A 24,060-nucleotide genomic window follows, 5' to 3' on the forward strand; every position below is an offset into this window, starting at 1 on the left:
TTCTTACATGATACCAGATTATTTAATCATTTGTTCATATTTCATTTTTTCTACCCACACTTTTTGGAAGAGAACCCTAAAAAATTTCAAAAAAATATACCTCACCCAAAAAGATAGAAAGATATAAGTTCCGATAATTTTTATATTTTATTAAGACCTTGTGTGATTTTTACGGCCGATGAAAGAGAGTCCAAATAAGTAGTTCTCGTACCTAAAGTATAGGCAGAAAGAGGCATAATAAATGTACCATGAATATCGAAACTCTCAAAATCTCCATTAGTTTTTTTCTGCTTAAAGCCCGCCCCTTGATGCTTTACATAGTATTCATTTCCAAATTTACCTAAATACATCATCACGTGACCTTTCATAAAAAGAATATCCCCGGTTTTTAAACCATCTAATATTATTTTTCTTTCCTCTGTTTGCTGAGGGAAAGAAGTTCTTTCAGCAGGAGTCATGATTTCTTGATACTTAGTATCTCTTGGCAAATATATTCCAAAACACTTAAATATATCCATTATGAAACGCGAACAATCTCTATTGTAATCGCTCCCTCCCCAGCCATATCTTTCACCAACCATTTTAAACGCTTGTTTAATTAAATTTCTCTGGTTGAAATCAAGGAAAGAAGTTTTTACTTCTTTTGCCGAAGAAATTGGGAAAATCCCATATGTTTCATTGTCCAATCTATTTTTAAGAGGGATTTTTATCGGATAACACCCCTCAGGAAATAAGGTGTTCGTTTCAAAATAAAATCTATTTGTTTCATCTTCATTTGCTAGAACTAACTTATCTCCCATCTGAAAATGAAATTTACCAATTATAGGCATCTCTTCAGTGCAAATTTTACTTTCCATCAATATTAGAGTTCTTGTCGATTTATTATAATCAAAAAACTCTTTTTTAGAAACTTCGATTAAATTTTTTCTATTTATCCACCCTGAATAAAAAGAACTCTGAACAAAATACCAATTTACTTCAAAACTTCTTCTGTATATTAAAATAGGTTCTCCTGGTGAAAGAGTGGTGAGCCTGGTAATATCATGAAAAGGATAATTTGGTGTTATTCCTAATGGATGTCTGAAAGGAACGGATTTTAGGCCGCTTCTATCAGTTACTAAGCCAAAAGATATTGAAATATCCTCAGAAATCCCTTTTTTGAAATCTCGAAAATTTGAAAGAAACTTTTTTAATTTATCTTTGTTCAATGGTCTTATTTTTTCACCATCTTTGAAAAATAAATTTTCTTCGATTAATTTTTCTAAATCTTCCAACGGCATTACCTTTTCAATTTCGTTTATAAAATTATTTGCTATTATTTCATTTTTTACATTTGAAAAATCGTAATAATAGTTTTCTAAATGAGATTCAACCATCTTCTTATGAAGAAGATGGTTGAATGATTTTATTTCATATTCATCCATCAAAATTTCATCGGGGTTATCCAATCTATCTATCCAAAAATCAGGATCATATAACCTTTTATCTTTTAAATGAGTACATATAAATTCATTTAACATTCTTTATCTCCATTCGCTATTTTCAATATCCCTTTTTATTAAATCATCATAAATTTCTCTTCTTGTTATCAGCTTATGTTTTCCATTGTTAACTAAAACAATGGCAGGTTTTAGAAAACCATTATAATTACTTGACATCGAATAGGTATAATCTCCAGTAGAGGGGATCGCTAACAAATCTCCAGGTTTTATTTCTGGAAGGCAAGTCTCTTCAATTAAAATATCTCCTGATTCACAAGCCCTACCAGCTATTGTAACCTTTTCTAAGTTTGTTTTATCTTTTGACCGATTAGCAATAAACGCCTCATATTTTGCACCATACAATGCAGGCCTAATATTATCAGCCATACCTCCATCAACAACTATGTATTTTTTATTTTCGGTCTTCTTGATCGTTCCAACAGTGTAAAATGTGGTTCCAGCGTTAGAAATAATATATCTACCTGGTTCTACTATTATTTTTGGAGAAGGATAATGAAATTTACTTGATAAAAATCTAACTTCTTGAATGACACCTTTTATAGCATTTTGAATATCTATAGCTTTTTCAAAAGTCGAGTGTGCTACACCAAATCCTCCACCAATATCAATTTCTGGTAAAACAACCCCTGTTTCTTCTCTTATTTTATTTAAAAGATCAAAAAAAATCTTTACTAACACCACATAAGGTTCTGCCTCGTTTATTTGAGAGCCTATATGTGCATGAATACCTTTTATCTCCAAGTTTTCAGAATTTTTGATGGATTTAATAAGTTTCAACATGTCATCAAAAGGCATCCCAAATTTGGAATTTTTTTGACCGGTTGAAATATACTTATGAGTGTCTGGAGAAATGTTGGGGATAACCCTAAAATAAATTTTTGTCTTTTTTCTTAATCTTTTACTGATCTTTTCAATGTTTCTAAATTCATCTTCATTATCAACTATAATGTGACCTGCATCATTCTCTAGAGCCATAAGTAATTCTTCGTTAGTCTTACTGTTGCCGTTAAAGAAAATTTTGTTTACAGGAAAAGAACTATGAAAGGCTATATACAGTTCTCCACCCGAAACCACCTCTAAAGACACATTTTCACTTTGTAAAATTCTACAAAGCTCTGTATTCAAAAATGCCTTCGAAGCATAAGCGATTTCATAATTAGTATAATCAGCGCTATCGAAGACATTTTTTATCCTTTTGATGTTCTCCCTAATTTTAATTTCGTCCAACACTAATAATGGAGTACCATACTCATTAGCTAAGTGAGTACTTTTTACACCAGAAATTTCCAATACACCATCTTTATCTATTTTCAAGTTACCCGTTAAAAACATCTTTTCTCCTTAATCTTCTTTAGTATAAAGATAATAATAATCTCCAGGCCAGATGGGATTATCTATCCACCCTTTTAACCAAGAGCGTTGAACCCTTATCCCTTCTGGCTGATAAAGTGGAACACAAACCGCATGTTTTGATACGAATTTTTGAACTTCTATATAGATTTCTTCTCTTTTTTGAAGATCTGTTTCAACTGCGGCTTTTTCTATCATCTCGTTAAGTGATTGCCCACCAAATTCTGGTCTTGCTAAAGTTGCAAAAGGTACATAATTTTCTCCATAATATAATCCATAACGACCTTCACTATGATAATATGTAAAAATGAAATTGTGAGGATCAGGATAATCTGCTATCCATGATATAACAAAAGCAGGCATCATCAGGTTTTCTCTTTGGTCAAGATAAGTTGCCCAGGGAATCCCTCTAACCTCAACTTGAAACCTTGGATTGATTTTTTCCAAATTATCTCTTATGTTTTCTGCAGCTATTCTCCTTGTATCATTCCCTGTATTATATAATATTGACATTTTAAAACCAGTTTGCCATAATCTTCCATTATAAGCACGTTTAAAATAGTCTTCAGCTTTTTGAAGGTCAAATTCATATAACGGAAGAGTTTCATCAAAACCTAAGAATCCAATTGGTAAAGCTGTTGGTATACGCGTTCCCAGCCCATTTAAAACTCCTTCTATCATACCCTCATAATCAAACGAATAAGCAAAACCTAATCTTACATTTTCGTCTTTAAAAAAGTCAGTTGGTATTCCTTCTCCATCTAACTGACCCGATCCTATGTAAGGCGATTCCGGATTAATTGTCCAATTAAATTGCAAACTCTGAGTTTGAACTTCAGGTGTACCTTCAAAAACTGTTACATCTTTCATCGATTTTACGATATCTAAATATTCAACAGGAGTATCTACAATATCGGCATCGCCTGTTTCAAGCATAGCTCTTCTTGTTGACCACTCGTCTACAGCTTGAATGATTACTCTTCTTATTGGGGCGGGGCCTCTCCAGTAATCGTCGAATCGTTCGAGCGTTACCCTTTGTTGAGCGTGATCCCATTCGACCAATTCATACGGACCAGTTCCCATGGCATGGTCTGCGTATGGAGATTGTTCTTTTGTCCATCCGTGATACTTCCACCAACCTTCTGCATTTCCATCCCATATACCTATTTCTACAGAATATTCTTTGTCTAATATCGCACCCCAACCACTTCCTGAAGCGAGTACATTCAAAAATGGGGCGAAAGGTCTTGCCAAATGAACATGAACTTCGTTGCCTTGAACTTCTACTGCAGGATCTATAACATCATAATAGAAATTAACTAGAGAATCTTCGTATTCTGGAGTTGTTGGATTCATATCATCATCAAATATCGTGCCCCATGAAGCACCTACATAATCTTCTACCAAAATTTTAATATCTGAAACCCCAAACATAGGATCTAAAAACATCCACATTGGACCTCCGGCAGGAGCATACAAGATGCCTCTTTCGAAGGTATATTCGACATCTTCAGCTGTTAAATCGTTACCATTGTGGAATTTCACACCTTCTCTTATTGGGAAGACATATGTTGTTCCGCCGTCCCTCAAATAACCATTTTCAACTGAAGGGACAATCGTTGAAAGCATAGGGACAAATTTAGATAAGCTCTCACCATCGTATGCTATCAAGTTATCGTAAACGTTGAAAATAACTTCACCACTGGCGGCATCGTAAGCATGGTGAGGATCTAGAGTATCCGCTTCTCCAATAGTGGCATCGAAGATGATATCAGGGTTTTTCATCTGAGACCAACCAGAGACAACAACTAACATAGCTACCAAAAGTACAAACAATCTTTTCATACTAATAGCCCCCTTTTTTGTTAACAAAAAGTTAAATAGATTAACTAGTACACACATATGTTTATATTATACAACAAACTTAACGCTAATTACTAATTAATATTAAAATTCAGTGTTGGTAGGGGGTTTTTCGTACAAAAAACATCTCACTTTCCTGTTATCTACTTGAAAGTATGGAGGTAGCCAATTCTTGCATCTTTCCATAGCAAATTGACAACGAGGTTCAAAAGGGCATCCTTTGGGAGGATTAATTAAATCTGGTACTTCTCCAGTATTTCCCAACTTTTCTGAAGTTACTTTGTCCGGATCCGGTGCGGCTTTTCTTAACAACTTTGTGTAAGGATGTAATGGATCTAATACTACTTCATCAGCCGTTCCTTCTTCCATTATCATACCAGCATACATCACAGCTATTCTATCTGAAATGTATCTAGCAGCTGCTAAATCATGAGTTACGTGAATAATTGTAGTATCAAGATCATCTCTAATTTTCAGCATTAATTTCATTATACCTGCTCTAATGGAAACATCCAACATGGAAGTAGGCTCATCGGCTAATATGACAGAAGGCTTTGTAACTATGGCTCTTGCGATAACTACCCTTTGCCTTTGACCCCCAGATAATTCGTGAGGATATTTGTTGATAAAGTTTTCTACTGGCGTAAGTTCAACCTCTTCAAGAACATCTCTTATCCTTTGATTTACTTGTTCAAATTTATGAAGTTCAAGAGGCCTTTTTAATATTTGATACACTCTTTTTACAGGATTGAGCGAAGAGAAAGGGTCTTGAAAGATCATCTGAATCTCTTGTCGAAATTTTAATTCTTTATTCTTTTTAAATTTTTTAGGAATTATTTCACCTTTGAATTTTATACTACCATTATCTTCAAGGTAAATACGAGATAATACCCGCAACAATGTAGTTTTACCTGAACCACTTTCTCCTACTATAGATATGATTTCTTTAGGAAAAACATCCAAATAGATATTTCTCAGAGCGTGAACATATTGCGTTTTAACTCCTTTTCTTACAGAAAATTTTTTTGTTATATTATCAAAAGAGATTACCGGGGAAAATGACATGCAACCCACCTCCCGGAGGTAATTTCTTTGAATTCTGGTTTTTTATCACATAAATCTTTCCTATATGGACACCTTTCTTTAAATGGACATCCTTCTATTTCTTTGGATAGATCTGGTATTCTGCCTGGTATTCCTCTATACTCTTTCGATGTAGCAGTTAACCTTGGAAAAGAATTTATTAAACCTTCCGTGTATGGATGCAATGGATGTGAATACACGGCTTTCGTAGGACCAATTTCAACAATTTCTCCAGCATACATAATTGCAATCCTTTTTGACAATTCAAATAACAAAGATATGTCATGGGTTACAAAAATAATTGAAAATCTATTTTCTCTTCTTATCTCATCTATTTGTTCCATAATAGATCTTTGCACGACGACATCAAGCGATGTCGTTGGTTCATCCATTACTACTAATGAAGGAGAAAAAATCAAAGCCATTGCAATAGCAACTCGTTGTTTCATTCCTCCGGATAATTGATGAGGGTAGCTATTCATCCTTTCTTTTTGAATTCCAACCATGTGTAAAACTTTTTCAACCATACCTATCGCTTCACTTTTTGAGTAATTACTATGTTCGAATATTACATCCATAATCTGATCTTTTACCTTGAAAACTGGGTTTAAAGCATTCATTGCACTTTGGGTAACTAACGAAAATTCTACCCATCTTTTCTTTCTGAGCTCCTCTTTATCCATTTTTAGAATATTTTCACCTTTATATATAATTTCTCCTCCAAAAATTTCACCAGGTTTTTTTAAAAGTTTCAGTATAGAAAAGAGTAAAGTAGATTTACCACATCCAGATTCCCCCGCTATGCCTAAGAAATCATCCTCTTCAACAATGAAACTTACATTTTTAACTGCCTTCACTATTTTATTGTTACTTCTATATCCTGCATTTAAATTCTTGACTTCTAAAAGCACTACTTACACCCCTTTTAGCCTTGGATTTGTAATCTCATCAATGGAAAAATTAAGCAAAGCAAAACTGGCTCCCAATGTTGCTATAGCTACTCCAGGAGCTAAAACCCAACCCCATGAATTATTTAATAGTGCGCTGCTATTTTGAGCCCAATACAACATTGTCCCCCAGGTTATAGAACTAACATCCCCAAATCCAAGAAATTCTAATGAAGCTTCACCAACAATTGCGGTTAAACAAGCCATAAAAAAGTTAGAAGAAATCAAAGAAAACATGTTTGGCATAATCTCAGAAAAAATTATTCTTCCACTTTTTTCACCCGTTATTTTTGAAGCAAGGATGAATTCGCGACTTCTCATTGTCAACGTTTGTGATCTTATAACTCTTGCTCCAGGGGCCCAACTTGTAAATGCTATGACTAAAATAATAGGTACAACTCCTCTAATTCTTATATAAGAAGCTATAACTATCATTAAAGGCAATCCCGGAATTACCATAAAAACGTCTATTATTGTGGAAAGTATTCTATCAACTAATCCTCCAAAATATCCAGCTGTCATCCCTATTAATATCGAGATACTTGTCATCAAAACTCCCGTTGAAAGACCAACTATTAAGGAAAGCCTAGTTCCATAAATCAATTGAGATAATATATCCCTTCCCATCCTATCTAGTCCTAAAGGATGATTTAAGGTAGGACCACTATATGGAGCCCCTACAAAATCGTTGGGATCGTAAGGTGCAAAAAAGGGAGCAAATATAGCTATTACAACAAAAAATAATATTATTGATAAACCTACAATGGCTTTTTTATTTAGTCTTTTTAACATATATTATCAACCCCTCGTCCTTGGATCTAGGAACATGTAAATAAAATCAAGCAAAAAGTTAGCTAGCAAAACAGATAAAGATATAATGAAAAAAATAGCTTGCATTAGGGGATAATCCTGACTCGTAACCCCTTTATACATTAAATATCCAATTCCAGGATATGAAAAAACAATTTCTGTTAATAAGGCTCCACCAACGATATATCCTAAAGAAAGCCCAAAAGAAGTCACACTGGGGAGAAGTGCATTTCTTGCTGCATATCTCTTCATAATATCTTTATCTTTTAATCCCTTAGCTTCCGCAACGACTATAAAGTCTTCTGAAAGGGTTGAAACCATGTTGTTCCTCATGGTGAGGATCCAGGTACCTAAGGAAGCTAAGACCAATGTTAAGGCAGGAAGGAAACCATGATATACTACACTCCCCACAAATCGCCATCCACTTAAAAATTCTTGCGTTGAATAAGCATTTGAAAGTGGAAAAGCTCCTAATAAGAATCCAAAAACATAAAGCAAAATCAAAGCTAACCAAAAATACGGGAATCCTCTAATTATTAGACCAGCAGTTGTTACAAAAGAATCAAACGGTGTATTCCTTCTCCATCCCGCTCTCATGCCCAAAGAAGTTCCTAAAATAAAGCTGATTACAGTTGAAATTCCCACAAGACCAATAGTCCATGGTAAAGAAGAAAAGATTAAATCCTTTACCTCAACAGGGTAATATGAATAAGATATTCCAAAATTAAAAGTTAAAGTATTTTTTAAATATGTGAAGTATTGTTTGAGTATCGGTGTCTCTTTATCTAAACCCAAGGCTATTCTCATTGCTTCAACAGCTTCAGGTTGCACTTCTCCACCCATCCTTAAAAGAATCCTTTCTGCAGGGTCCCCAGGCATCAACCGCGGTAATATAAAATTGATTGTAAGTGCAGCAATTAAAGCTATTATAAAAAAGAAAATCTTTTCTCTCAAATATTTCATTCATTATACCTCCAAAAACCGCCCCAAAAGGGGCGGGTTGTATTATTCCCTGAATCCGTTTATTCAACAGGTTCCAAGTTCATTATAATATATGCTTTATCCATTCCGGTTATAGTTGGCAAAGCATATGGATTTTCCTCATTAGGCCAACCTACAAAATTATAGGTAGTGTATTCAAACCATGTTGGATTATAAAATAAAGGAATAGAAGGAATTTCTTGCAAAACTATGAGTTGAAGTGATGAAATAGCAAGTTGCCTCTCTTTTTCATCTGAAGTCTTCCTAAAAACTTCCAGCAAAGAATCCGTAGTTAAGCTAATCCATCCACCTCTGTTGTCGCCGCTGTAAGCATTTCTAGAGTGTAACCACCTTTCATAGAAAAAATAAGGATTTACGCCGTAATTCACCCAACTCAAAGCCAATTCAAAATCTTTATTTCTAATTCTCTCTAAATACAATCCAAAATCAACTTGTGATACAACTACATCTATCCCTATTTGTTTTAATTGGGAGGAAAGTACTTGTGACACTGCTATCCAGTCTGTCCATCCAGCAGGTACTATTAGTTCAAAACTCAATTTATTTCCTTTACCATCAGTGAATATACCGTCTTTACCAATGCTATATCCCAAATCATTCAACATCTCTTTTGCTTGTTCGACATCTTTGTCATACCACATATGTTTTAAATTCCCATTGATTAATTCAGAAAAACCACCTTTTATTAATACTGGGTTCGAAATAGATGCTAAATTCGACATTCCTATCTGTACTACCTGTTCATTGTCTATGCCTAAAGCAATCGCCTTTCGGAAATTCTCATCTTTAAACCTTTCATCGTCAAGGTTGAAGAAGAGTAGGACTGGGTTTCCTTCCGGAAGCCAATAACCTCTGTTCTCTGGATCGGCTTTAATAAATATATTCTCAATATTTGGAAAGAACAAAGTCCCCCAATCAATTTCTTTATTCATTAAAGCCAATTGAGCAGCGTCGTTTCCAGTGAAGGCTGGAATTCTAATAGTGCTGACTTTGACCTTTTCTTTCTGCCAATAATTTGGATTTTTCTCCAATGTATAAACTTGGCTAGTAAATTGTCCTAACAAGTAAGCACCTGTTCCAATAGGGTTTTCAGCAGTATAAGTGGCTGGGTCGCCTAGATTTACCCAAATATGTTCAGGAACAATGTATACGCTAAAAATATCTGTATATATGAGTGTATCAACTTGAGACAAAACAAATTTGACATGTTGATTATCCACTTTAGTTACCTCTTTCAACCCTTTTTTCCAAACACCTCCAGTATCTAAAGCGGGATAAGTTTTAATCATGTCAAAAGTAAACACCACGTCATCTGCGTTAAAATTCTCTCCATCAGACCATTTTACATTTTCCCTTAATGTGACCTCCAGCTCCAAATAGTCATCAGACCATTCGTAATCTGTAGCTAACCATGGGACAACCTCGCCTGTATATCCGTTAATGTAAAACAAAGTTTCGTAAATGAAACCTCTAGCAGAATAGTTTGTACCGCCTGAAAAATAAGGGTTGAAATTTCTTGAAAACGGTCCCGTTACATCCATAATCATAGAAAGAGTACTAGCAAACGAAAACACACTAAAAACAGAAATCACTACAAACAAAAGTATCTTTTTCATCTTTGTTCCCTCCTTAAAATTTTTTTGTACTGTCTTAAGAAACTCTAAAACTTGCTTTATTCCCATTCGCCCTGATGTCTACGCTGAGTTCAACCAATTTATTCAAACAGAATCAACCGTGAATTTTATTTCGCCTTTTATATTCTTTCTCATTTATTTCTTATCTATTTTGATTTTAGTGTATAATTGAAGGTTTTTTTAACGAATACACAGTTTTTTATAATTTTTAGCTTTTTTCATAATTAATATAATACCAAAACTTAAAGCTAAATCTTTAAAAAACATAAGAAAACTTTTTTGTATTAAAGTAATAACTTAGTTGTAAAATTTCTTACTACTTAGTTATTATACTACTATATTTTTTCTTTTGCAAATTTGAAATAATGAGCTATAGCCCTCTAATCTAAAATAATTACCTATAATTCAGAATAATCGTCCTTAATTAAAAAAAAATAGAATTGATATATTGTTATAACTTAAGATACAATATATAATAATATACCCTCTTCAGAAATAGCTCAAAACAATGATTAACAAAAGAGAAAGTAAGTTAAAAAAGCATGTAGTGTCACTTATTGAAAACAGCAAAAGACAAAGACGCTTTTCCCCGATTATTCATGCCTGTTTTAGAATTCTTCCGTTTTTTTAACTGTCAAACCCGCAACTGGGATTTAATGAAGATAATCCTTGCTGTATTCTTGATAAACCATTTGCATATCGATCGCCTAGCCACGAAAAAAGGTTTTAAACCTGATTGATTTGCTCTAATACATATAAATTAGGATAAAACCCGAATTTTTTATAAAAGGATAATACTTTCTCGTTGCCATAAGCAACCGTTATCTGTTTTTTTACCACAGATAAATGATCCATCCAGGCTAATACTTTGTTCATCAGAACATTGCCTATTCCTAAACCCCTATATGCTTCTTCAATAAATAATGATTCTACTTTCCCTGTTTTTTGTTGATCCACGGTGCTTACACAAAAACCGATATATTTATCTTCCTTGAAATCCTTTACTAAATCGACGCGAATAAGCGCGGTTTCGGCCAGCTCAAGTAATTAGGACTTTCTTTTTTCAAAACTCTTATTTAAAAAAGAATCCGAAAAATATATGGATAATCTGCTATGTTGTTCATTGTGCTTTTCCCATAGAGGCTTCATTAAATCAAGTAACTCTTCATTCCCTTCTTCATATATAATGTCTGGCATTCTTTACATTCTCTCCTTCTAAATGATTTGATGGTACCAGAAATGTCGCTAATGTAAAACGGTTTATTTTGTATTAAAGTAATGACTTTAAATTGAAATATTTATACTTTTTTATTATACTACTATAATTTTTCTTTTGCAAATTAGCTATAATGAGATATAGTCTTCTAACCCAAAATAATTGCCCGTAATCTTCTATAATTATCCTTAATTAGAAAAAATAAAATTGACATATTGTTATGACTTAATGTACAATATATATAATTAAAAAAATGGAGGAGAATATAAAATGATTCTTCAAGGCTTAGATATAATAGAAAAAGATGGATTCACAAAATTAAAAAACAAAAAAGTTGGTTTGGTAATAAATTATTCATTCGTTAATAAAAATATGGAAGATGGCATAGAAATAATGTTGAAAAATGGGGTAGATATAAGAAAAATATTTACGCCAGAACATGGATTACATGGTCTAGCTGATGGGGTTGAATACTCAGATCAGATTCATCCTGTATATAATATACCGATCATTAGCTTATATGGAAAGCACAAAAAGCCTACACAAGAAATGTTAGAAGATATTGATGTATTAGTGTATGATATTCAAGATGTAGGTTTAAGATTTTATACTTTTATATACACTTTAGCTAATACAATGATTTCCGCCCAAGAAAATAGTAAAAAAGTCATCATATTAGACAGAATAAATCCTTTAGGAAGAATTGTTTTTGGCTCAAGAATAAAAAAAGAATATTCAACTTTTGTTGGTGGTTATGAGCTTCCTTTAAGATACGGTTTGACACCAGGTGAATTAGCAAAGTACTACAAAAAATATCTTGGCCTTGATTTAGGTCTTGAAATCATTCCTATAGAAGGGTGGAAAGGAGAACCATTTGAAAACACTAAATTGAAGTGGAATATACCTTCGCCAGCCCTTCCGACATTTGATTGTACCTTGGCTTACAGTGGAACTTGTCTTATAGAAGGGACTAATGTAAGCGAAGGAAGAGGAACTCCTAAACCGTTTTGTTTCGTGGGATCACCTTGGGTAGATGAAAACATTCTATACAAATTCATAAAAGAAAAATTCCCCAATTTAATTTTAAGAAAAAGGTATTTTATACCAAATTCTTCTAAATACCAAGGCGAATTGTGCAAGGGTATAGAATTTTTACCTGAAATTAAAGATAATTTTACCATTGTTACCGTGGAGATTATACGCCACTTAATTCAACAAAAAGGAGAATTTGAGTTTAGAAAATACATAGATAGAGGAAGCCAAACACAAAGAGATCATATAGAAGATTTATTGGGAGAAGATAAAAAAATTTTCTTTGAGAACGATGAAACTTATTTAATCGAGTGGCACAAGAACTCCCAAGAGTTTGTTGATTTTTGTGAAGATATACTATTATATGGAGGATTAAAACTATGGAAAGTTTAGAGAAGGCTTTGGGGAAACTATTCTTAATAGGCATTCAAGGTACCTCTTTAAACAACGAAAATATGAAGGTTTTAAAATCAATTTTACCTGGGGTTATCATTTTCTTTTCACGAAACATAGTTGATAAATATCAACTTAGTAAGTTCATTGAAGATATTAAAAATTTTTTAGATTACGAACCTTTATTTTGCATAGATCAAGAAGGTGGAACTGTAACTAGATTAAAAAAAGGATTTACTGTTGTACCAAGCGCTATGGGTATAACTGCGACTAATGAACCAGAGAATGCATATCTTTCTGCAAATTTACTTGCAAAAGAAATGTTAGCAGTTGGAATCGATTGGAATCTTGCTCCTGTTGTTGATATCAACAACAACCCAAAGAATTCTGTAATTGGAATTAGAAGCTTTTCTGATGATAAAAATGTGGTAATAAAATTTGCTCGGGAATATGTGAAGGGCATGCATGACGGAGGTGTGCTTTCTTGCCTAAAACATTTCCCTGGTATTGGAAACGTCAACACGGATCCTCATTTAGACCTTCCCCAAGGCGAATTAAGCAAAGACGATCTTCTTTCCACAGAGTTATTCCCGTTTCTAAATATTGATTCTCCTTCATGGATGCCGACTCACGTGTACCTTTCCAAGATACAAAATAAAAAAGAACCAGCATCTTTATCAGAAGAGATTTTAACAGGATTGGCAAGAGAAGAACTAAAGTATAAAGGCGTTTTGATTGCAGATGATTTTGAAATGGGAGGAGTAGCAAACTTTTATTCGGTCCAAGAGGCGGTAATAAAATCACTGAATGCTGGAATGGACATTGTTAGCATTTGTCATTCTTTTGAAAAACAATCAAAAGCTAAAAACGCTGTATTGAGTGAGTATAAAAATAACGAAAATTTTAAAAAAAAGATAAATTCATCGCTAGAAAGAATTCAATCGTTAATGAAAATTTCAGCAGATCTGAAAGAGAAAAACAATAATAAAATATCATTAGAAGAAATTGGGAAAAAAGAATATATAAACTTAGCTCAAAATATTTTTGATAAATCTATCACTGTTCTTAATATGTCTCACGACACAAGATTTTTACCTTTAGAAAGCATTGATGAAATTTATTACTTTGCTAAAGAGCCATTATATTACGGAATTGAAGACAAAAGAACCCAAATTTCTCATATTATTGAGCCCATATCAAAGGAACTCAAAGCCAAAGTAAACATTTTAAAAACAAGTAAAATAATTGACCCTCAGGTAAGGGAAGAAATAATTCAAAACTCTAATAACAAAAATATCTTAGTTCTAAGTGAAAATACATATTTGTATTCTGACTTGGTTGAGCTGATAGGCAATATGTCCCAACAAACAAAAAAACTAATTTTAGTTGCTTTAAGAAACCCATATGATGTATTCATTCCTAAAGTAAAGTACGGAATTTGCACATACGGTTTTAATGAAAATATTCAAACTTCTTTGCTTAAAACTCTAACAGGAGAAATAAAAGCAACAGGGAACTTACCAATTAAATGGAGGCCAAAATATGCTAGATAACCTGGAAACAGAAAAAAGTAACCCTAAGACTCAGAATTTGGATGATATGGACATATATGAAATATTAAGAATAATTAATCAAGAAGATGCCACAATAGCATTATCCATTGCCGAAAATTTAGAGAATATCAAAAATGTGGTTGTTAACTGTATTTCAGCAATTAAGAATCACGGAAGAATCATATATGTTGGTGCAGGAACGAGTGGTAGAGTAGCGGTTGTAGATGCGGTAGAAACAGTTCCAACTTTTGGTATAGATTCAGGAATCTTTCTCCCCTTAATTGCGGGAGGAGAAAAAGCCTTCTTTCAAGCTACAGAACATGTTGAAGATTACGAAGAAGGTGGAAAAAAAGACTTAGAAAAAAATAAAGTCCGTTCTGAAGATTATGTAATAGGAATAACTGCCAGCGGGCGAACACCTTATGTTAAAGGTGCATTATCCAAGGCAAAAGAAATTGGATGTAAAACTGCTTTGATTTGTAACGTAAAAAACCCCGAATTGATGAAAATCTCAGATATTGTAGTTTCTTTGAGAACCGGCCCAGAAGTCATTGCAGGAAGTACAAGAATGAAAGCTGGCACAGCTCAAAAAATGGCTTTAAATATGATAAGCACTGTCACCATGATAAAACTTGGAAAGACTTTTAAAAACTACATGGTGGACGTTAAAATTATGAATCAAAAATTAGAAGAAAGAGCAGTAAGAATAATTTCTGAGGTAACCGGATTGGATAAAAAAACCTGTAAGGAGTACTTAATCAAAGCTGATATGAAACCCAAATTGGCAATATTGATGATTTTATCTGGAAAAGACAAAGAATTTTGTACTGAAGCTCTAAAGAAAAACGAAGTATTAAATGAAGCATTGAAAACATTAAAAAATTAAACCCATACAAAAATCCCCATATTTGGGGATTTTTTATCAAATTATATTTCATTTTCGTTTGAAAATTTCATACACTTTATCCACATCATATGTATTTATCACATCTTTCGCTTCAAGCCAACCTTTACGTGCGATGCCTATTCCATATTTTACGTCTCGTAGTCCTTCCACTCTATGAGCGTCTGGACAGATTGCAAGCTTAACTCCTTTTTCTTTTGCGTATTTAATGTATCGCCAATCTATATCTAACCTATGAGGGTTTGAATTTATTTCAATTATTTTATCGTATTCAGCACAAGCATCTATAACCCTATAAACGTCAAGATCATATCCATCCCTTGAAAGTAATAATCTACCAGTTAAATGTCCTAAAATCTTTGTGTATTTGCTCTTTACAGCTTTTATAATCCTTTCAGTCATCTCTTCTTTGCTCATCTTAAAATTAGAATGTACTGAAGCAATTACAAAATCAAATTTTTTTAATAAATCTTCTTCATAGTCCAGCGAACCATCTTTCAAGATATCTGATTCTATGCCTTTCAGTATCGTTATATCCGTATATTTTTCGTTCAATCTATCAATTTCGTCGAACTGTCTTAATATATCTTCCTCATTTAAACCATGTGCATATCGAGCAGATTTACTATGATCTGTAATACCTATATACTTGTAACCTAGTTCTCTTGCTCCATTTACCATCTCGGTAAGAGTATTTGCTCCATCGCTGTAATTAGTATGCACATGAAAAACACCTTTGATATCTTTTTCTTCTACCAATATCGGTATTTCACCTTTCTCAGCAGCTTCAATTTCACCCATATTTTCACGAATTTCAGGTGGGATATAAGACAAATTTAATTTTCTGAATATTTCTTCTTCATCTTGACATTTGATGAGAGTATCCCCTTTAAACAACCCATATTCGTTCATCTTGATACCCATACGTTTTGCCCTATGCCTCATGGCGGTGTTATGCTCTTTACTACCGGTGAAATGATGCAAAGCGTAAGGATACTCTTCATCCTTCACTACCCTTAAATCGGCGTTAATACCAGATTCTAAAGTTATACTTGTCTTCGTATCTCCTCTAACGATCACATCTTTTGTTTTGTCGTATTCTACAAAGCTTTCCATTAATTTTTGTGGATTATCAGTAGTTGCCAATATATCTATATCTTTTACTATTTCCTTTTTTCTTCTGATACTTCCAGCTATCTCACATCTAATAACGAGCCCTGTTTTAAGTAAATATTGTTTAAGTAAATTAGCTTCCGAATATGCCTCTGAAAATAGATGCTGGTTGCTAAACCTCTTCACAAATTTAATACCCTCTAATATTTTCTTTTGAGTCTTTTCTCCAAATCCGGGGAGCTCAACCAACCTATTTTCAAGGCAAGCATACTCCAGTTCTCCAACGGTTTTTATATCCAATTTATCGTACAAAGTTTTTATTTTTTTAGGCCCAAGGCCTGGTATTTTTAACATTTCAACGAGACCTTCGGGAATAGATGCCTTTAAATTTTCGTAGTATTCAAGTCTTCCTGTAGTGATAAGTTCGGTAATCTTTTTATTGATGGCTTCGCCTATCCCTTTAACCTCTTTTAGTTTGTTATTCTTGACTAATATTTCTATATCTTCATCAAGAGTTTCTAAAGCACGTGCAGCATTATAATATGCCCTGATTTTAAAAGGGTTATCTCCTTTTAATTCTAATAAAAGACCTATTTCATTGAGAATATTGATAACACTTTTTTTATCCATTTTTATCACTCTTTTTTTATTCAAAAAGTTATAGTTTTTCTATTCCTTAAACTCACTTAATATTATATCATTTTTAGAAAAACTGATGAAAAAATAAATTTTTACTATCAATTTTGAAAAACTAAGAAAAACTAAGATAATAGCAATTATATGCTCTTAATCGTTTCTAATTACTCTTAATCATGTGTAACCAAGTTTTACAAAAAAAGAAATTAGTTGTATAATTTAGTTGGTTGCATGTTGCAATCAACTAACATACTAGAACATCTTTACTATGCATAAAAAGGAGCTGCAAAATATGAAAGAAAACCTTTTTTCCATAATTAAATTTTTATGGGAGAACAAAGAAGCAACCATAAAACAAATATCTAAAGCAACCAATTTAGATAAATCTACTATCTCAAGATATCTAAAAAATCTCAAGGACACCGGAATAATACAAACTGTGGGTTCTTTAAAACAAGGCCCAAAAGGTGGGAGAAAAACTCAAATTCAGTCTTTTAATTATAATATATTTAATATTTTAGGTTTAGAAATAGAGCAAAACGGAATTAATTGTGTTGTCACAAATCTGAAAGGAGATTCGATCGATAACTTTCGTATAAAAGAAAAAATAAACAAGTCAAATTTAGTAAACATGGTTCAAAAAATTATTGAAGAAAAGAAAGATTCAAATATCTGTGCCTGTGGAATCTCTCTTCCAGGAATAATTAACTCCAAAGAAGGTATTATAGTGTACTCTAAAGCTTTGGGAATAGAGAATTTCAAACTGGTATCAGAGCTATCAAAAGTTAATGATATTCCTTTTTTGATAGATAATGACTCTAATGTGGGCGCAGCATATTACAATTTAAAATTGAAAGGTTCGGCTAAAAATATTTTGTATGTTTATATATCTATTCCTTATGATATTCATGATTTTGTGGGGGTAGGGATAGGCATTATTATAAGCAATCACCTTTATCACGGCTCAAACAACTGTTCTGGGGAATACGAATTTAAACTACGTTTAATAGAAAAAAATAATGGATATGTAAATGACTACTACGACTTTCTAAATACCCATTTAGAAGATGAAATTTTCTATGAAATTAAAACTTTCCTCAGCAAATTAGCGGGAGAAATTGGATTATTAGTAGGTATTATCGATCCTGATACAGTGATTTTTGATGGAGGTATTAAGTTTTTACCAGAAATTGCTATTAAGTTTTTGGTAGAAGAAACGAGAAATAATTTATTTTTAAGTAAACAAAGAAATATCAATTTTATTACAGAGAAAAAAAACGAACCAGTAACCGCTGTTGGAGCTGCAATAAATTTTATTACCAAAATTTTTGAAAATAAACAATACTTAGCAAAAATTTTTAAAAGGCAAATTAATAATGGAGCTTTAGAAATAAAATGATTTTTAATTGAGAGAGTAAAATTCTTTCATCCTTCAGGAAAGGCTGATGAATGAAGAAGTGTTAAAACAGATTTTAAGTTTCACATCAATACATATTATACGAGGAGGAAATTATTTTGAACAAAGATGACTTAGGCAAATTTTTTCTATTAGGTTTCCCAAAAGGAATTAAAAACCATCATTTGGATTTAATTCGAAGTGTAAAGCCCGCAGGAGTTATGCTTTATCCTTCAAACATGGAGAATATGAACAGTCTTCAAGTAAATATGGAAAGATTATATGAAATTATTGACGGGGGAGTCAAATTTTTCATCTCTTCGGATCATGAGGGGGGGCAATTAGAAACCGTACCAGGCATTTTTCCATCACCTGGCAATAAAGCAATGGGTTCTACTAATAACCCGAAATATGCCTATGATTACGGAGATTATTTAGGAAAAGCTCTCAAAAAAATCGGTTTTAATATGTTGTTTGCCCCTGTTTTGGATGTAATTGCTAAAAATGCAAGTCCAGTGGTCGGACTACGAGCTTACTCAAACAATGAAGAAATAGTGTCAGCTTATGGAAATAATTTTATTAAAGGATTGGAAAAAAACGAAATCATCGCTACTTGCAAACATTTCCCTGGTCATGGGAAGGCTGTCCAAGATTCTCATTATGAAATTCCTGTAATTACAGACATGGATGAAAAAGACATCTATCCCTTTGAAAAAGCTATAGAACTGGGCACTAAATCGATAATGACCGCTCATGTTATTTATCCAACCTATGATGAACAAAATATAGCTACTTTATCCAAAAGTATTTTAAAAGATTTCTTAAGAGATAAATTGAGGTATAAAGGAATTATTATAAGTGATGCCATAGAAATGAAAGCTATTCATGACAATTATTCTCCTAAAGAAATTGTTAATAAATTCTTTTCTGCTACTGGAGATATTCTGTTAGTTGGAGACGCTGATGCCAATTTCGAACCTTTATACAATGAGCTACAAAAATCTTTTTCTAATGGAGAAATTAAAAAAGGCCTAATGGAAGAAAGTTATAAAAGAATACTTTCTTTGCAAGAACAGTACATAAACACAACTTATGAAACAAGATTCCTAGCTCAAATTGCTGAAAAAGCGATAAATACAAATATACAAAACAAATTGGATGTTTCCGATGTAGTCTTTGTTCTTCCACAAGGGGATCCTTTATCTCCTGCAGATACAAGTAATAAAGATTACATTGAATACAAAGCTTTAGTTAAAAGCATGTTTGAAAGTTCCAAAATCATAACTTACGATGTGAAACAAGGCACAACTGATTCACCCTTAGCAAAAAGTGAAATTATTATTTCTTTCGTTGTTGATTCATTTAGATTCAAAAACCAACTAAAAATGCAAAAAAAATTAAAACTTTTTTCAAATGAAGTTATCTACATAATTTTAAGAAATGAAAATGATCTTGATAATTATAAAGAGGAAAAATACATACTGACAAATTCTACAAAACCGATATCTATATATTATGCATTAAAATCTGTTTTGAATTTGGGCAAATAATATGAAAAATCTTTATGGGAGGTGATAATTGGGGATAATTAAAGATTAGTAAAGGATATTTTATAGGTTTCAAATTCTAAAAAGGAGGTATTTAAGCATGAGTAAGAAGATTTTGTTGATGGTGTTACTTGTTGGTTTGGCATTATTATCCTTTGGAAAAACAAAGATCTCAGTATGGCAATTCATGATGGACGACACTTTGTCAAAACAAGTGAAAGCACAATTCGAGGCAGCTAATCCGGATATTGAATTGGAAATTGTTCAACTCTCATGGGCAACAGGTTTTGATAGAATTGTTACTTCCATTGCTGCAGGCAGCGCACCGGATGTCATTGAGTTGGGAAACACATGGTTGGCAACTTTTGCTTCTCAGGGAGTTCTGAGACCAGTTGATGATATTGTAGGAAAAGTAAAAGATGATTATGTTGCTTGGAATTTTGTTGAATATCAAGAAAAAACATGGGGATTCCCTTGGTTATTAGCTCCCAGAGCCATGTATTATAATTTAGAATTACTCGACAAAGCAGGCTTAGATCCAGATAATCCACCAAAAACTTGGATCGAACTTTTAAATGCATCTGCAAAGATAGACGCTTTAGGACCTGATATTTATGGAGTAGGATTATGTGTAGGTGAGTTATATAGTCCGTATCAAGAATGGTTTTTACCAGCTGTTTGGGGAAATATGGGACATTTCGTTTCTCCTGATCTAAAAAAGGCAACTTTAAACAGCGATCCAGTCATCGAAACTGCTAATTATTACAGAAGTTTAAGTAACTATGCGTTGCTAGGAAAGGAATCAGAACTCGCAGAAGCTTTTGGGCAAGGGAAACTTGGATTCTTCTTTGCTGGACCTGCGTATATCAACAACACTCAAAGAGATTATCCAGAAACCATATTTGACGTGACTCTTATTCCCAAACCAAGAGATCATCATGGTTATCATGCTTCTTTTGCAGGTGGAGAAGTTTTGGGAATCTCTTCACAGTGCGAAAATGTAGAAGAAGCATGGAGTGTAATAGAGTTTCTGTTGAGCGAAGAAGTAGCTATGCAGATAACTCGAACCACGGGGGAAGTGTTCCCAACAAAAGTAGGGATAGAAAAGGACCCATGGTTCGAAAGTCATCCGCTACATGCCACGTTCCTTGAACAAAACAAATACGCCGTTCCATTTCCACCGTTAGCTGAAGCTAACAAAATCGAACAATTATTTACAAACATTGTAGAAGAAATACTACTTACAGATGCACAAATAGAAGAAATTTTACAAAAATACAACCAACAAATCCAAAATTTGCTTTAAAAATTGTCGGTTAAAATTACTTGGGACATTGGGGCAGGGGTATATCCCCTTTGCCCCTTTTTGAAACAAAAAAAGAAAAAAGGGGACGTGTTTATATTGAAATTAAAGAACAAGTATAACTTAACAACTTTTGTTTTTTTACTTCCTTGGATTATAACTTTTATAATATTTTCTGTATATCCTATAATTTTCTCTTTTGGAATAAGTTTTACAGATTATACGGGATTAAGCCCGGAAATGAATTTCGTAGGATTGAAAAACTATTTTTCTTTATTCAAAGATGAAATCTTTTTGAAAGCTATGAGGAATACTTTTATTTTTGTAATCGGTACAATTCCTTTTACTACAGTAATTTCCATTCTATTAGCTGTCCTAATAAATAGTAAAATGGTTAGATTTAAAGGATTATTTAAAGCTGGATTCTTTTTACCTTCTGTTATGTCTATGGTTGTTATCTCTACAATATGGCGATACATTTACAGTGCTGATGGAATATTAAATTACTTACTACAAACAATAGGAATAGAAAAAAATACAGGTTGGTTGGCATCACCAGATACAGCTCTATTATCTATTATGATTATGAACGTTTGGGCAGCTATTGGTTATTATACCATAATTTTTTTGGCTGGTCTACAGAGCATTCCTGAGGAGCTCTACGAATCAGCTTCTATTGACGGTGCTTCGAACACCGATAAATTTTTTAAAATAACCCTTCCTCTAATAAAACCTACACTCTTTTTTGTGATTGCAATAAACACGATTAGATCTTTTCAAATTTTTACAGAAATCTTTACAATGACAGGCGGAGGCCCCTTGAATTCTACACAAACAATTGTACATTATTTATATTTGACAGGATTCAGGCAGTTCAGGATGGGATATGCTTCAGCTATGGCTTATATCTTAGTCATAATAATTTTAATTATAACATTAATTCAACAAAGAGTCCTTAGGAGTGAATATTAATGAATATCAAAAAAAATATAATTTTTTTAATTTCTTTTATGATTCTTATAATTTTTCTATTACCTTTAGTGATCATGATTTACACCTCGTTCATCCCTCAAGGAAATATGACAAATATCGTTAAAGAATTCTATCTTAATGATTTTGAAGCCGGTTATATGAGTGTTTTAAAAAGAACGATTTCTCCTTTAGGAAGTACAAACTACTCTCTGGTTAAAGAATCTCCTGAGACTTCTCAATCTTTACTCATTGAATCAAAAAGCGAGAAAAATCCCGGTATAAAAATGATAGGAAGTACTAGGGATCTGAGAAAAATGGATAATTTTAATTTCTGGATAAAATTGGACACCTCAGAAATCAACAACGGTTTTGTGATTTTTGAAGATATTAATGGAAATTCGCAAAGAATTCCTTTTCTGTATAATAATCAAGGGCAGTGGGAACAAATAATGATTTCAAAAAAGGATTTGAACAAAGAACAAATAAATTTGAAGTACATTACGGGAATTTCTATAATATTGAACAATGAAAAAGGAATATTAGATTTCGATTTCCTAATCGATGATATTCAAATACAGAATCAATATCCTACACTTTTGAATTATATTATTGTATGGAACGAGGAAATGTTTGGAAGGTATATGTTAAACAGTTTTATAGTTTCAGGAACAATTCTTATTTCAAACCTTTTATTTTCTTCCATGGTAGCATATGCATTTGCAAGGAGAGATTTCAAAGGGAAAAATGTGCTCTTTGCTATTGTGTTGATAACAATGATGATACCTTTCCAAGCAACAACTATTCCTATCTTTATTCTAATGAAGAATTTAAATTTATTAGATACATATTTTGCATTAATATTACCTCAACTTGTTACTCCTTTTGGAATCTTTATACTAAAACAATATATAGAACAACTTCCAATAGAGATTGAACAGGCTGCGGTAGTTGATGGAGCGGGACCTTTTACTGTTTTTTTTAAAATCATTTTACCTCTTTCAACACCAGCATTAGCAGTAATGGGAATAAATACCTTTATAACAACTTGGAATGACCTTTTTATGCCTTTAATTTTAACATCCTCCAGGGAAATGAGAACCGCGCAAGTTGGACTTGCTTTGTATCAGCAATTAACACAATTACAATGGCCTTATCTTATGTCTGCAACAACGATCGTTGGGTTACCTATTATGATAGCGTTCTTGATATTTCAAAAACAAATTATTTCTGGCATCACAGCTGGAAGCGTAAAGGGGTGAAAAAATGGCAGATATGCTTGTAAAACTTTACGATTTGAATTATGATGAGAAGGTATTTTCTGAATTAAAAGATTCAAAACTAACAGTACGGAGAGCGAAAGCACCCGAAAAATTTATCGTTTTGGATTGGATCAAAAAAGAATTCGGTGATCATTGGGCAAGTGAATGTGATGTATCTTTTTCTAACAAACCTATCAGTTGTTTCATAGCTGTAGACGAAGATAAGAACAAAATTATTGGTTTTTCTTGTTTTGATGCTACATGCAAAAATTTTTTTGGTCCAATGGGTGTAGACAAAAACTACCGAGGAAAAGATATTGGGAAAGCCTTGCTTTTAATAGCTCTAAAGAGTATGGAAGAAAGTGGTTATGCATATGCCATAATCGGAGGAGTTGGTCCTGCTAAATTTTATGAAAAAGTAGCAAACGCTACATTGATAGAAAACTCTGATCCGGGAATCTATAAGGGCATGTTGAAAAGTTAAGAAAAACTACAAAAATCAGAGTTTTTATTAAATAAATTAAAATAATTACTCCTAATCGCTT

The 24,060-nt window shown here is 32.8% G+C and carries 20 protein-coding genes; 9 read left to right on the plus strand and 11 right to left on the minus strand.

The window, feature by feature from the left end:
- Window positions 1–140 precede the first annotated feature (140 nt).
- From ACW9JY_RS07490 to ACW9JY_RS07535, 10 genes are all read right to left on the minus strand, one after another.
- Complete coding sequence (locus ACW9JY_RS07490) at window positions 141–1,520, minus strand: NlpC/P60 family protein (protein ID WP_457283896.1); 1,380 nt, start codon at window positions 1,518–1,520, stop codon at window positions 141–143.
- A 3-nt stretch (window positions 1,521–1,523) separates the two neighbouring features.
- The gene (lysA, locus tag ACW9JY_RS07495) at window positions 1,524–2,816 is read right to left on the minus strand and encodes a diaminopimelate decarboxylase (RefSeq protein WP_457283897.1); all 1,293 of its coding nucleotides are present in this window, start codon (window positions 2,814–2,816) and stop codon (window positions 1,524–1,526) included.
- A gap of 27 nt (window positions 2,817–2,843) precedes the next feature.
- Window positions 2,844–4,697: an ABC transporter substrate-binding protein gene (locus tag ACW9JY_RS07500; protein ID WP_103077329.1), complete on the minus strand. Its 1,854-nt coding sequence runs from the start codon at window positions 4,695–4,697 to the stop codon at window positions 2,844–2,846.
- A gap of 102 nt (window positions 4,698–4,799) precedes the next feature.
- A complete protein-coding gene (locus ACW9JY_RS07505; RefSeq protein WP_457283898.1) occupies window positions 4,800–5,780 on the minus strand; it encodes an ABC transporter ATP-binding protein in 981 nt (326 codons plus the stop codon).
- A complete protein-coding gene (locus ACW9JY_RS07510) occupies window positions 5,762–6,709 on the minus strand; it encodes an ABC transporter ATP-binding protein (RefSeq protein ID WP_457283899.1) in 948 nt (315 codons plus the stop codon). Before ACW9JY_RS07510 ends, ACW9JY_RS07505 begins: the two co-directional genes overlap by 19 nt.
- 3 nt (window positions 6,710–6,712) lie before the next feature.
- Entirely contained in the window at window positions 6,713–7,537 is an 825-nt protein-coding gene (locus ACW9JY_RS07515; RefSeq protein ID WP_457283900.1) for an ABC transporter permease, read from the minus strand.
- A 6-nt stretch (window positions 7,538–7,543) separates the two neighbouring features.
- The gene (locus tag ACW9JY_RS07520; protein ID WP_457283901.1) at window positions 7,544–8,518 is read right to left on the minus strand and encodes an ABC transporter permease; all 975 of its coding nucleotides are present in this window, start codon (window positions 8,516–8,518) and stop codon (window positions 7,544–7,546) included.
- 59 nt (window positions 8,519–8,577) lie between these two features.
- Window positions 8,578–10,173, minus strand: coding sequence for an ABC transporter substrate-binding protein (locus tag ACW9JY_RS07525; RefSeq protein ID WP_457283902.1), 1,596 nt, complete (start codon window positions 10,171–10,173; stop codon window positions 8,578–8,580).
- 744 nt (window positions 10,174–10,917) lie between these two features.
- Window positions 10,918–11,229, minus strand: coding sequence for a GNAT family N-acetyltransferase (locus ACW9JY_RS07530; RefSeq protein ID WP_457283914.1), 312 nt, complete (start codon window positions 11,227–11,229; stop codon window positions 10,918–10,920).
- A gap of 9 nt (window positions 11,230–11,238) precedes the next feature.
- The gene (locus ACW9JY_RS07535) at window positions 11,239–11,388 is read right to left on the minus strand and encodes a hypothetical protein (protein ID WP_457283903.1); all 150 of its coding nucleotides are present in this window, start codon (window positions 11,386–11,388) and stop codon (window positions 11,239–11,241) included.
- 289 nt (window positions 11,389–11,677) lie between these two features.
- Between ACW9JY_RS07535 and ACW9JY_RS07540 the strand changes: the two genes are divergently transcribed.
- From ACW9JY_RS07540 to murQ, 3 genes are read left to right on the plus strand one after another with little or no spacing between them, the layout of a single operon-like run.
- A complete protein-coding gene (locus ACW9JY_RS07540) occupies window positions 11,678–12,832 on the plus strand; it encodes an exo-beta-N-acetylmuramidase NamZ family protein (protein WP_457283904.1) in 1,155 nt (384 codons plus the stop codon).
- On the plus strand, window positions 12,820–14,385 hold the full coding sequence (nagZ, locus tag ACW9JY_RS07545) for a beta-N-acetylhexosaminidase (protein WP_457283905.1): 1,566 nt from the start codon (window positions 12,820–12,822) through the stop codon (window positions 14,383–14,385). Before ACW9JY_RS07540 ends, nagZ begins: the two co-directional genes overlap by 13 nt.
- Window positions 14,375–15,271: an N-acetylmuramic acid 6-phosphate etherase gene (murQ, locus tag ACW9JY_RS07550; RefSeq protein WP_457283906.1), complete on the plus strand. Its 897-nt coding sequence runs from the start codon at window positions 14,375–14,377 to the stop codon at window positions 15,269–15,271. Before nagZ ends, murQ begins: the two co-directional genes overlap by 11 nt.
- 48 nt (window positions 15,272–15,319) lie before the next feature.
- On the opposite strand, the gene polX is transcribed toward murQ, so the two are convergent.
- Window positions 15,320–17,032 carry a DNA polymerase/3'-5' exonuclease PolX gene (gene polX, locus ACW9JY_RS07555; RefSeq protein WP_457283907.1) on the minus strand — a complete coding sequence of 571 codons (1,713 nt, stop codon included), beginning with the start codon at window positions 17,030–17,032 and terminating at the stop codon, window positions 15,320–15,322.
- A gap of 298 nt (window positions 17,033–17,330) precedes the next feature.
- Here polX and ACW9JY_RS07560 point away from each other — a divergent pair, with 298 nt between their 5' ends.
- The 6 genes from ACW9JY_RS07560 to ACW9JY_RS07585 all read left to right on the plus strand — a co-directional run bounded on the left by ACW9JY_RS07560 (window position 17,331) and on the right by ACW9JY_RS07585 (window position 23,999).
- The gene (locus ACW9JY_RS07560; protein WP_457283908.1) at window positions 17,331–18,437 is read left to right on the plus strand and encodes an ROK family protein; all 1,107 of its coding nucleotides are present in this window, start codon (window positions 17,331–17,333) and stop codon (window positions 18,435–18,437) included.
- A 116-nt stretch (window positions 18,438–18,553) separates the two neighbouring features.
- Window positions 18,554–19,984 (plus strand): glycoside hydrolase family 3 N-terminal domain-containing protein, encoded by a 1,431-nt coding sequence (locus ACW9JY_RS07565; RefSeq protein WP_457283909.1) that lies wholly within the window; start codon window positions 18,554–18,556, stop codon window positions 19,982–19,984.
- 97 nt (window positions 19,985–20,081) lie between these two features.
- Entirely contained in the window at window positions 20,082–21,287 is a 1,206-nt protein-coding gene (locus tag ACW9JY_RS07570; protein WP_103076668.1) for an extracellular solute-binding protein, read from the plus strand.
- Between the two features lie 87 nt (window positions 21,288–21,374).
- The gene (locus ACW9JY_RS07575) at window positions 21,375–22,256 is read left to right on the plus strand and encodes an ABC transporter permease subunit (protein ID WP_103076678.1); all 882 of its coding nucleotides are present in this window, start codon (window positions 21,375–21,377) and stop codon (window positions 22,254–22,256) included.
- On the plus strand, window positions 22,256–23,515 hold the full coding sequence (locus ACW9JY_RS07580; protein WP_457283910.1) for a carbohydrate ABC transporter permease: 1,260 nt from the start codon (window positions 22,256–22,258) through the stop codon (window positions 23,513–23,515). Before ACW9JY_RS07575 ends, ACW9JY_RS07580 begins: the two co-directional genes overlap by 1 nt.
- A 4-nt stretch (window positions 23,516–23,519) precedes the next feature.
- Window positions 23,520–23,999: a GNAT family N-acetyltransferase gene (locus ACW9JY_RS07585; RefSeq protein ID WP_103076669.1), complete on the plus strand. Its 480-nt coding sequence runs from the start codon at window positions 23,520–23,522 to the stop codon at window positions 23,997–23,999.
- Window positions 24,000–24,060 lie beyond the last annotated feature (61 nt).

The organism is Petrotoga sp. DB-2, from assembly GCF_054051725.1.

What these genes read in the sequence shown, in the direction of transcription:
- ACW9JY_RS07490 (WP_457283896.1), bottom strand. Translation starts at nt 1,520, where the DNA reads ATGTTAAATGAATTTATATGTACTCATTTAAAAGATAAAAGGTTATAT.
- ACW9JY_RS07500 (WP_103077329.1), bottom strand. Translation starts at nt 4,697, where the DNA reads ATGAAAAGATTGTTTGTACTTTTGGTAGCTATGTTAGTTGTTGTCTCT.
- ACW9JY_RS07505 (WP_457283898.1), bottom strand. Translation starts at nt 5,780, where the DNA reads ATGTCATTTTCCCCGGTAATCTCTTTTGATAATATAACAAAAAAATTT.
- ACW9JY_RS07515 (WP_457283900.1), bottom strand. Translation starts at nt 7,537, where the DNA reads ATGTTAAAAAGACTAAATAAAAAAGCCATTGTAGGTTTATCAATAATA.
- ACW9JY_RS07520 (WP_457283901.1), bottom strand. Translation starts at nt 8,518, where the DNA reads ATGAAATATTTGAGAGAAAAGATTTTCTTTTTTATAATAGCTTTAATT.
- ACW9JY_RS07525 (WP_457283902.1), bottom strand. Translation starts at nt 10,173, where the DNA reads ATGAAAAAGATACTTTTGTTTGTAGTGATTTCTGTTTTTAGTGTGTTT.
- ACW9JY_RS07535 (WP_457283903.1), bottom strand. Translation starts at nt 11,388, where the DNA reads ATGCCAGACATTATATATGAAGAAGGGAATGAAGAGTTACTTGATTTA.
- ACW9JY_RS07540 (WP_457283904.1), top strand. Translation starts at nt 11,678, where the DNA reads ATGATTCTTCAAGGCTTAGATATAATAGAAAAAGATGGATTCACAAAA.
- nagZ (WP_457283905.1), top strand. Translation starts at nt 12,820, where the DNA reads ATGGAAAGTTTAGAGAAGGCTTTGGGGAAACTATTCTTAATAGGCATT.
- murQ (WP_457283906.1), top strand. Translation starts at nt 14,375, where the DNA reads ATGCTAGATAACCTGGAAACAGAAAAAAGTAACCCTAAGACTCAGAAT.
- polX (WP_457283907.1), bottom strand. Translation starts at nt 17,032, where the DNA reads ATGGATAAAAAAAGTGTTATCAATATTCTCAATGAAATAGGTCTTTTA.
- ACW9JY_RS07560 (WP_457283908.1), top strand. Translation starts at nt 17,331, where the DNA reads ATGAAAGAAAACCTTTTTTCCATAATTAAATTTTTATGGGAGAACAAA.
- ACW9JY_RS07570 (WP_103076668.1), top strand. Translation starts at nt 20,082, where the DNA reads ATGAGTAAGAAGATTTTGTTGATGGTGTTACTTGTTGGTTTGGCATTA.
- ACW9JY_RS07580 (WP_457283910.1), top strand. Translation starts at nt 22,256, where the DNA reads ATGAATATCAAAAAAAATATAATTTTTTTAATTTCTTTTATGATTCTT.
- ACW9JY_RS07585 (WP_103076669.1), top strand. Translation starts at nt 23,520, where the DNA reads ATGGCAGATATGCTTGTAAAACTTTACGATTTGAATTATGATGAGAAG.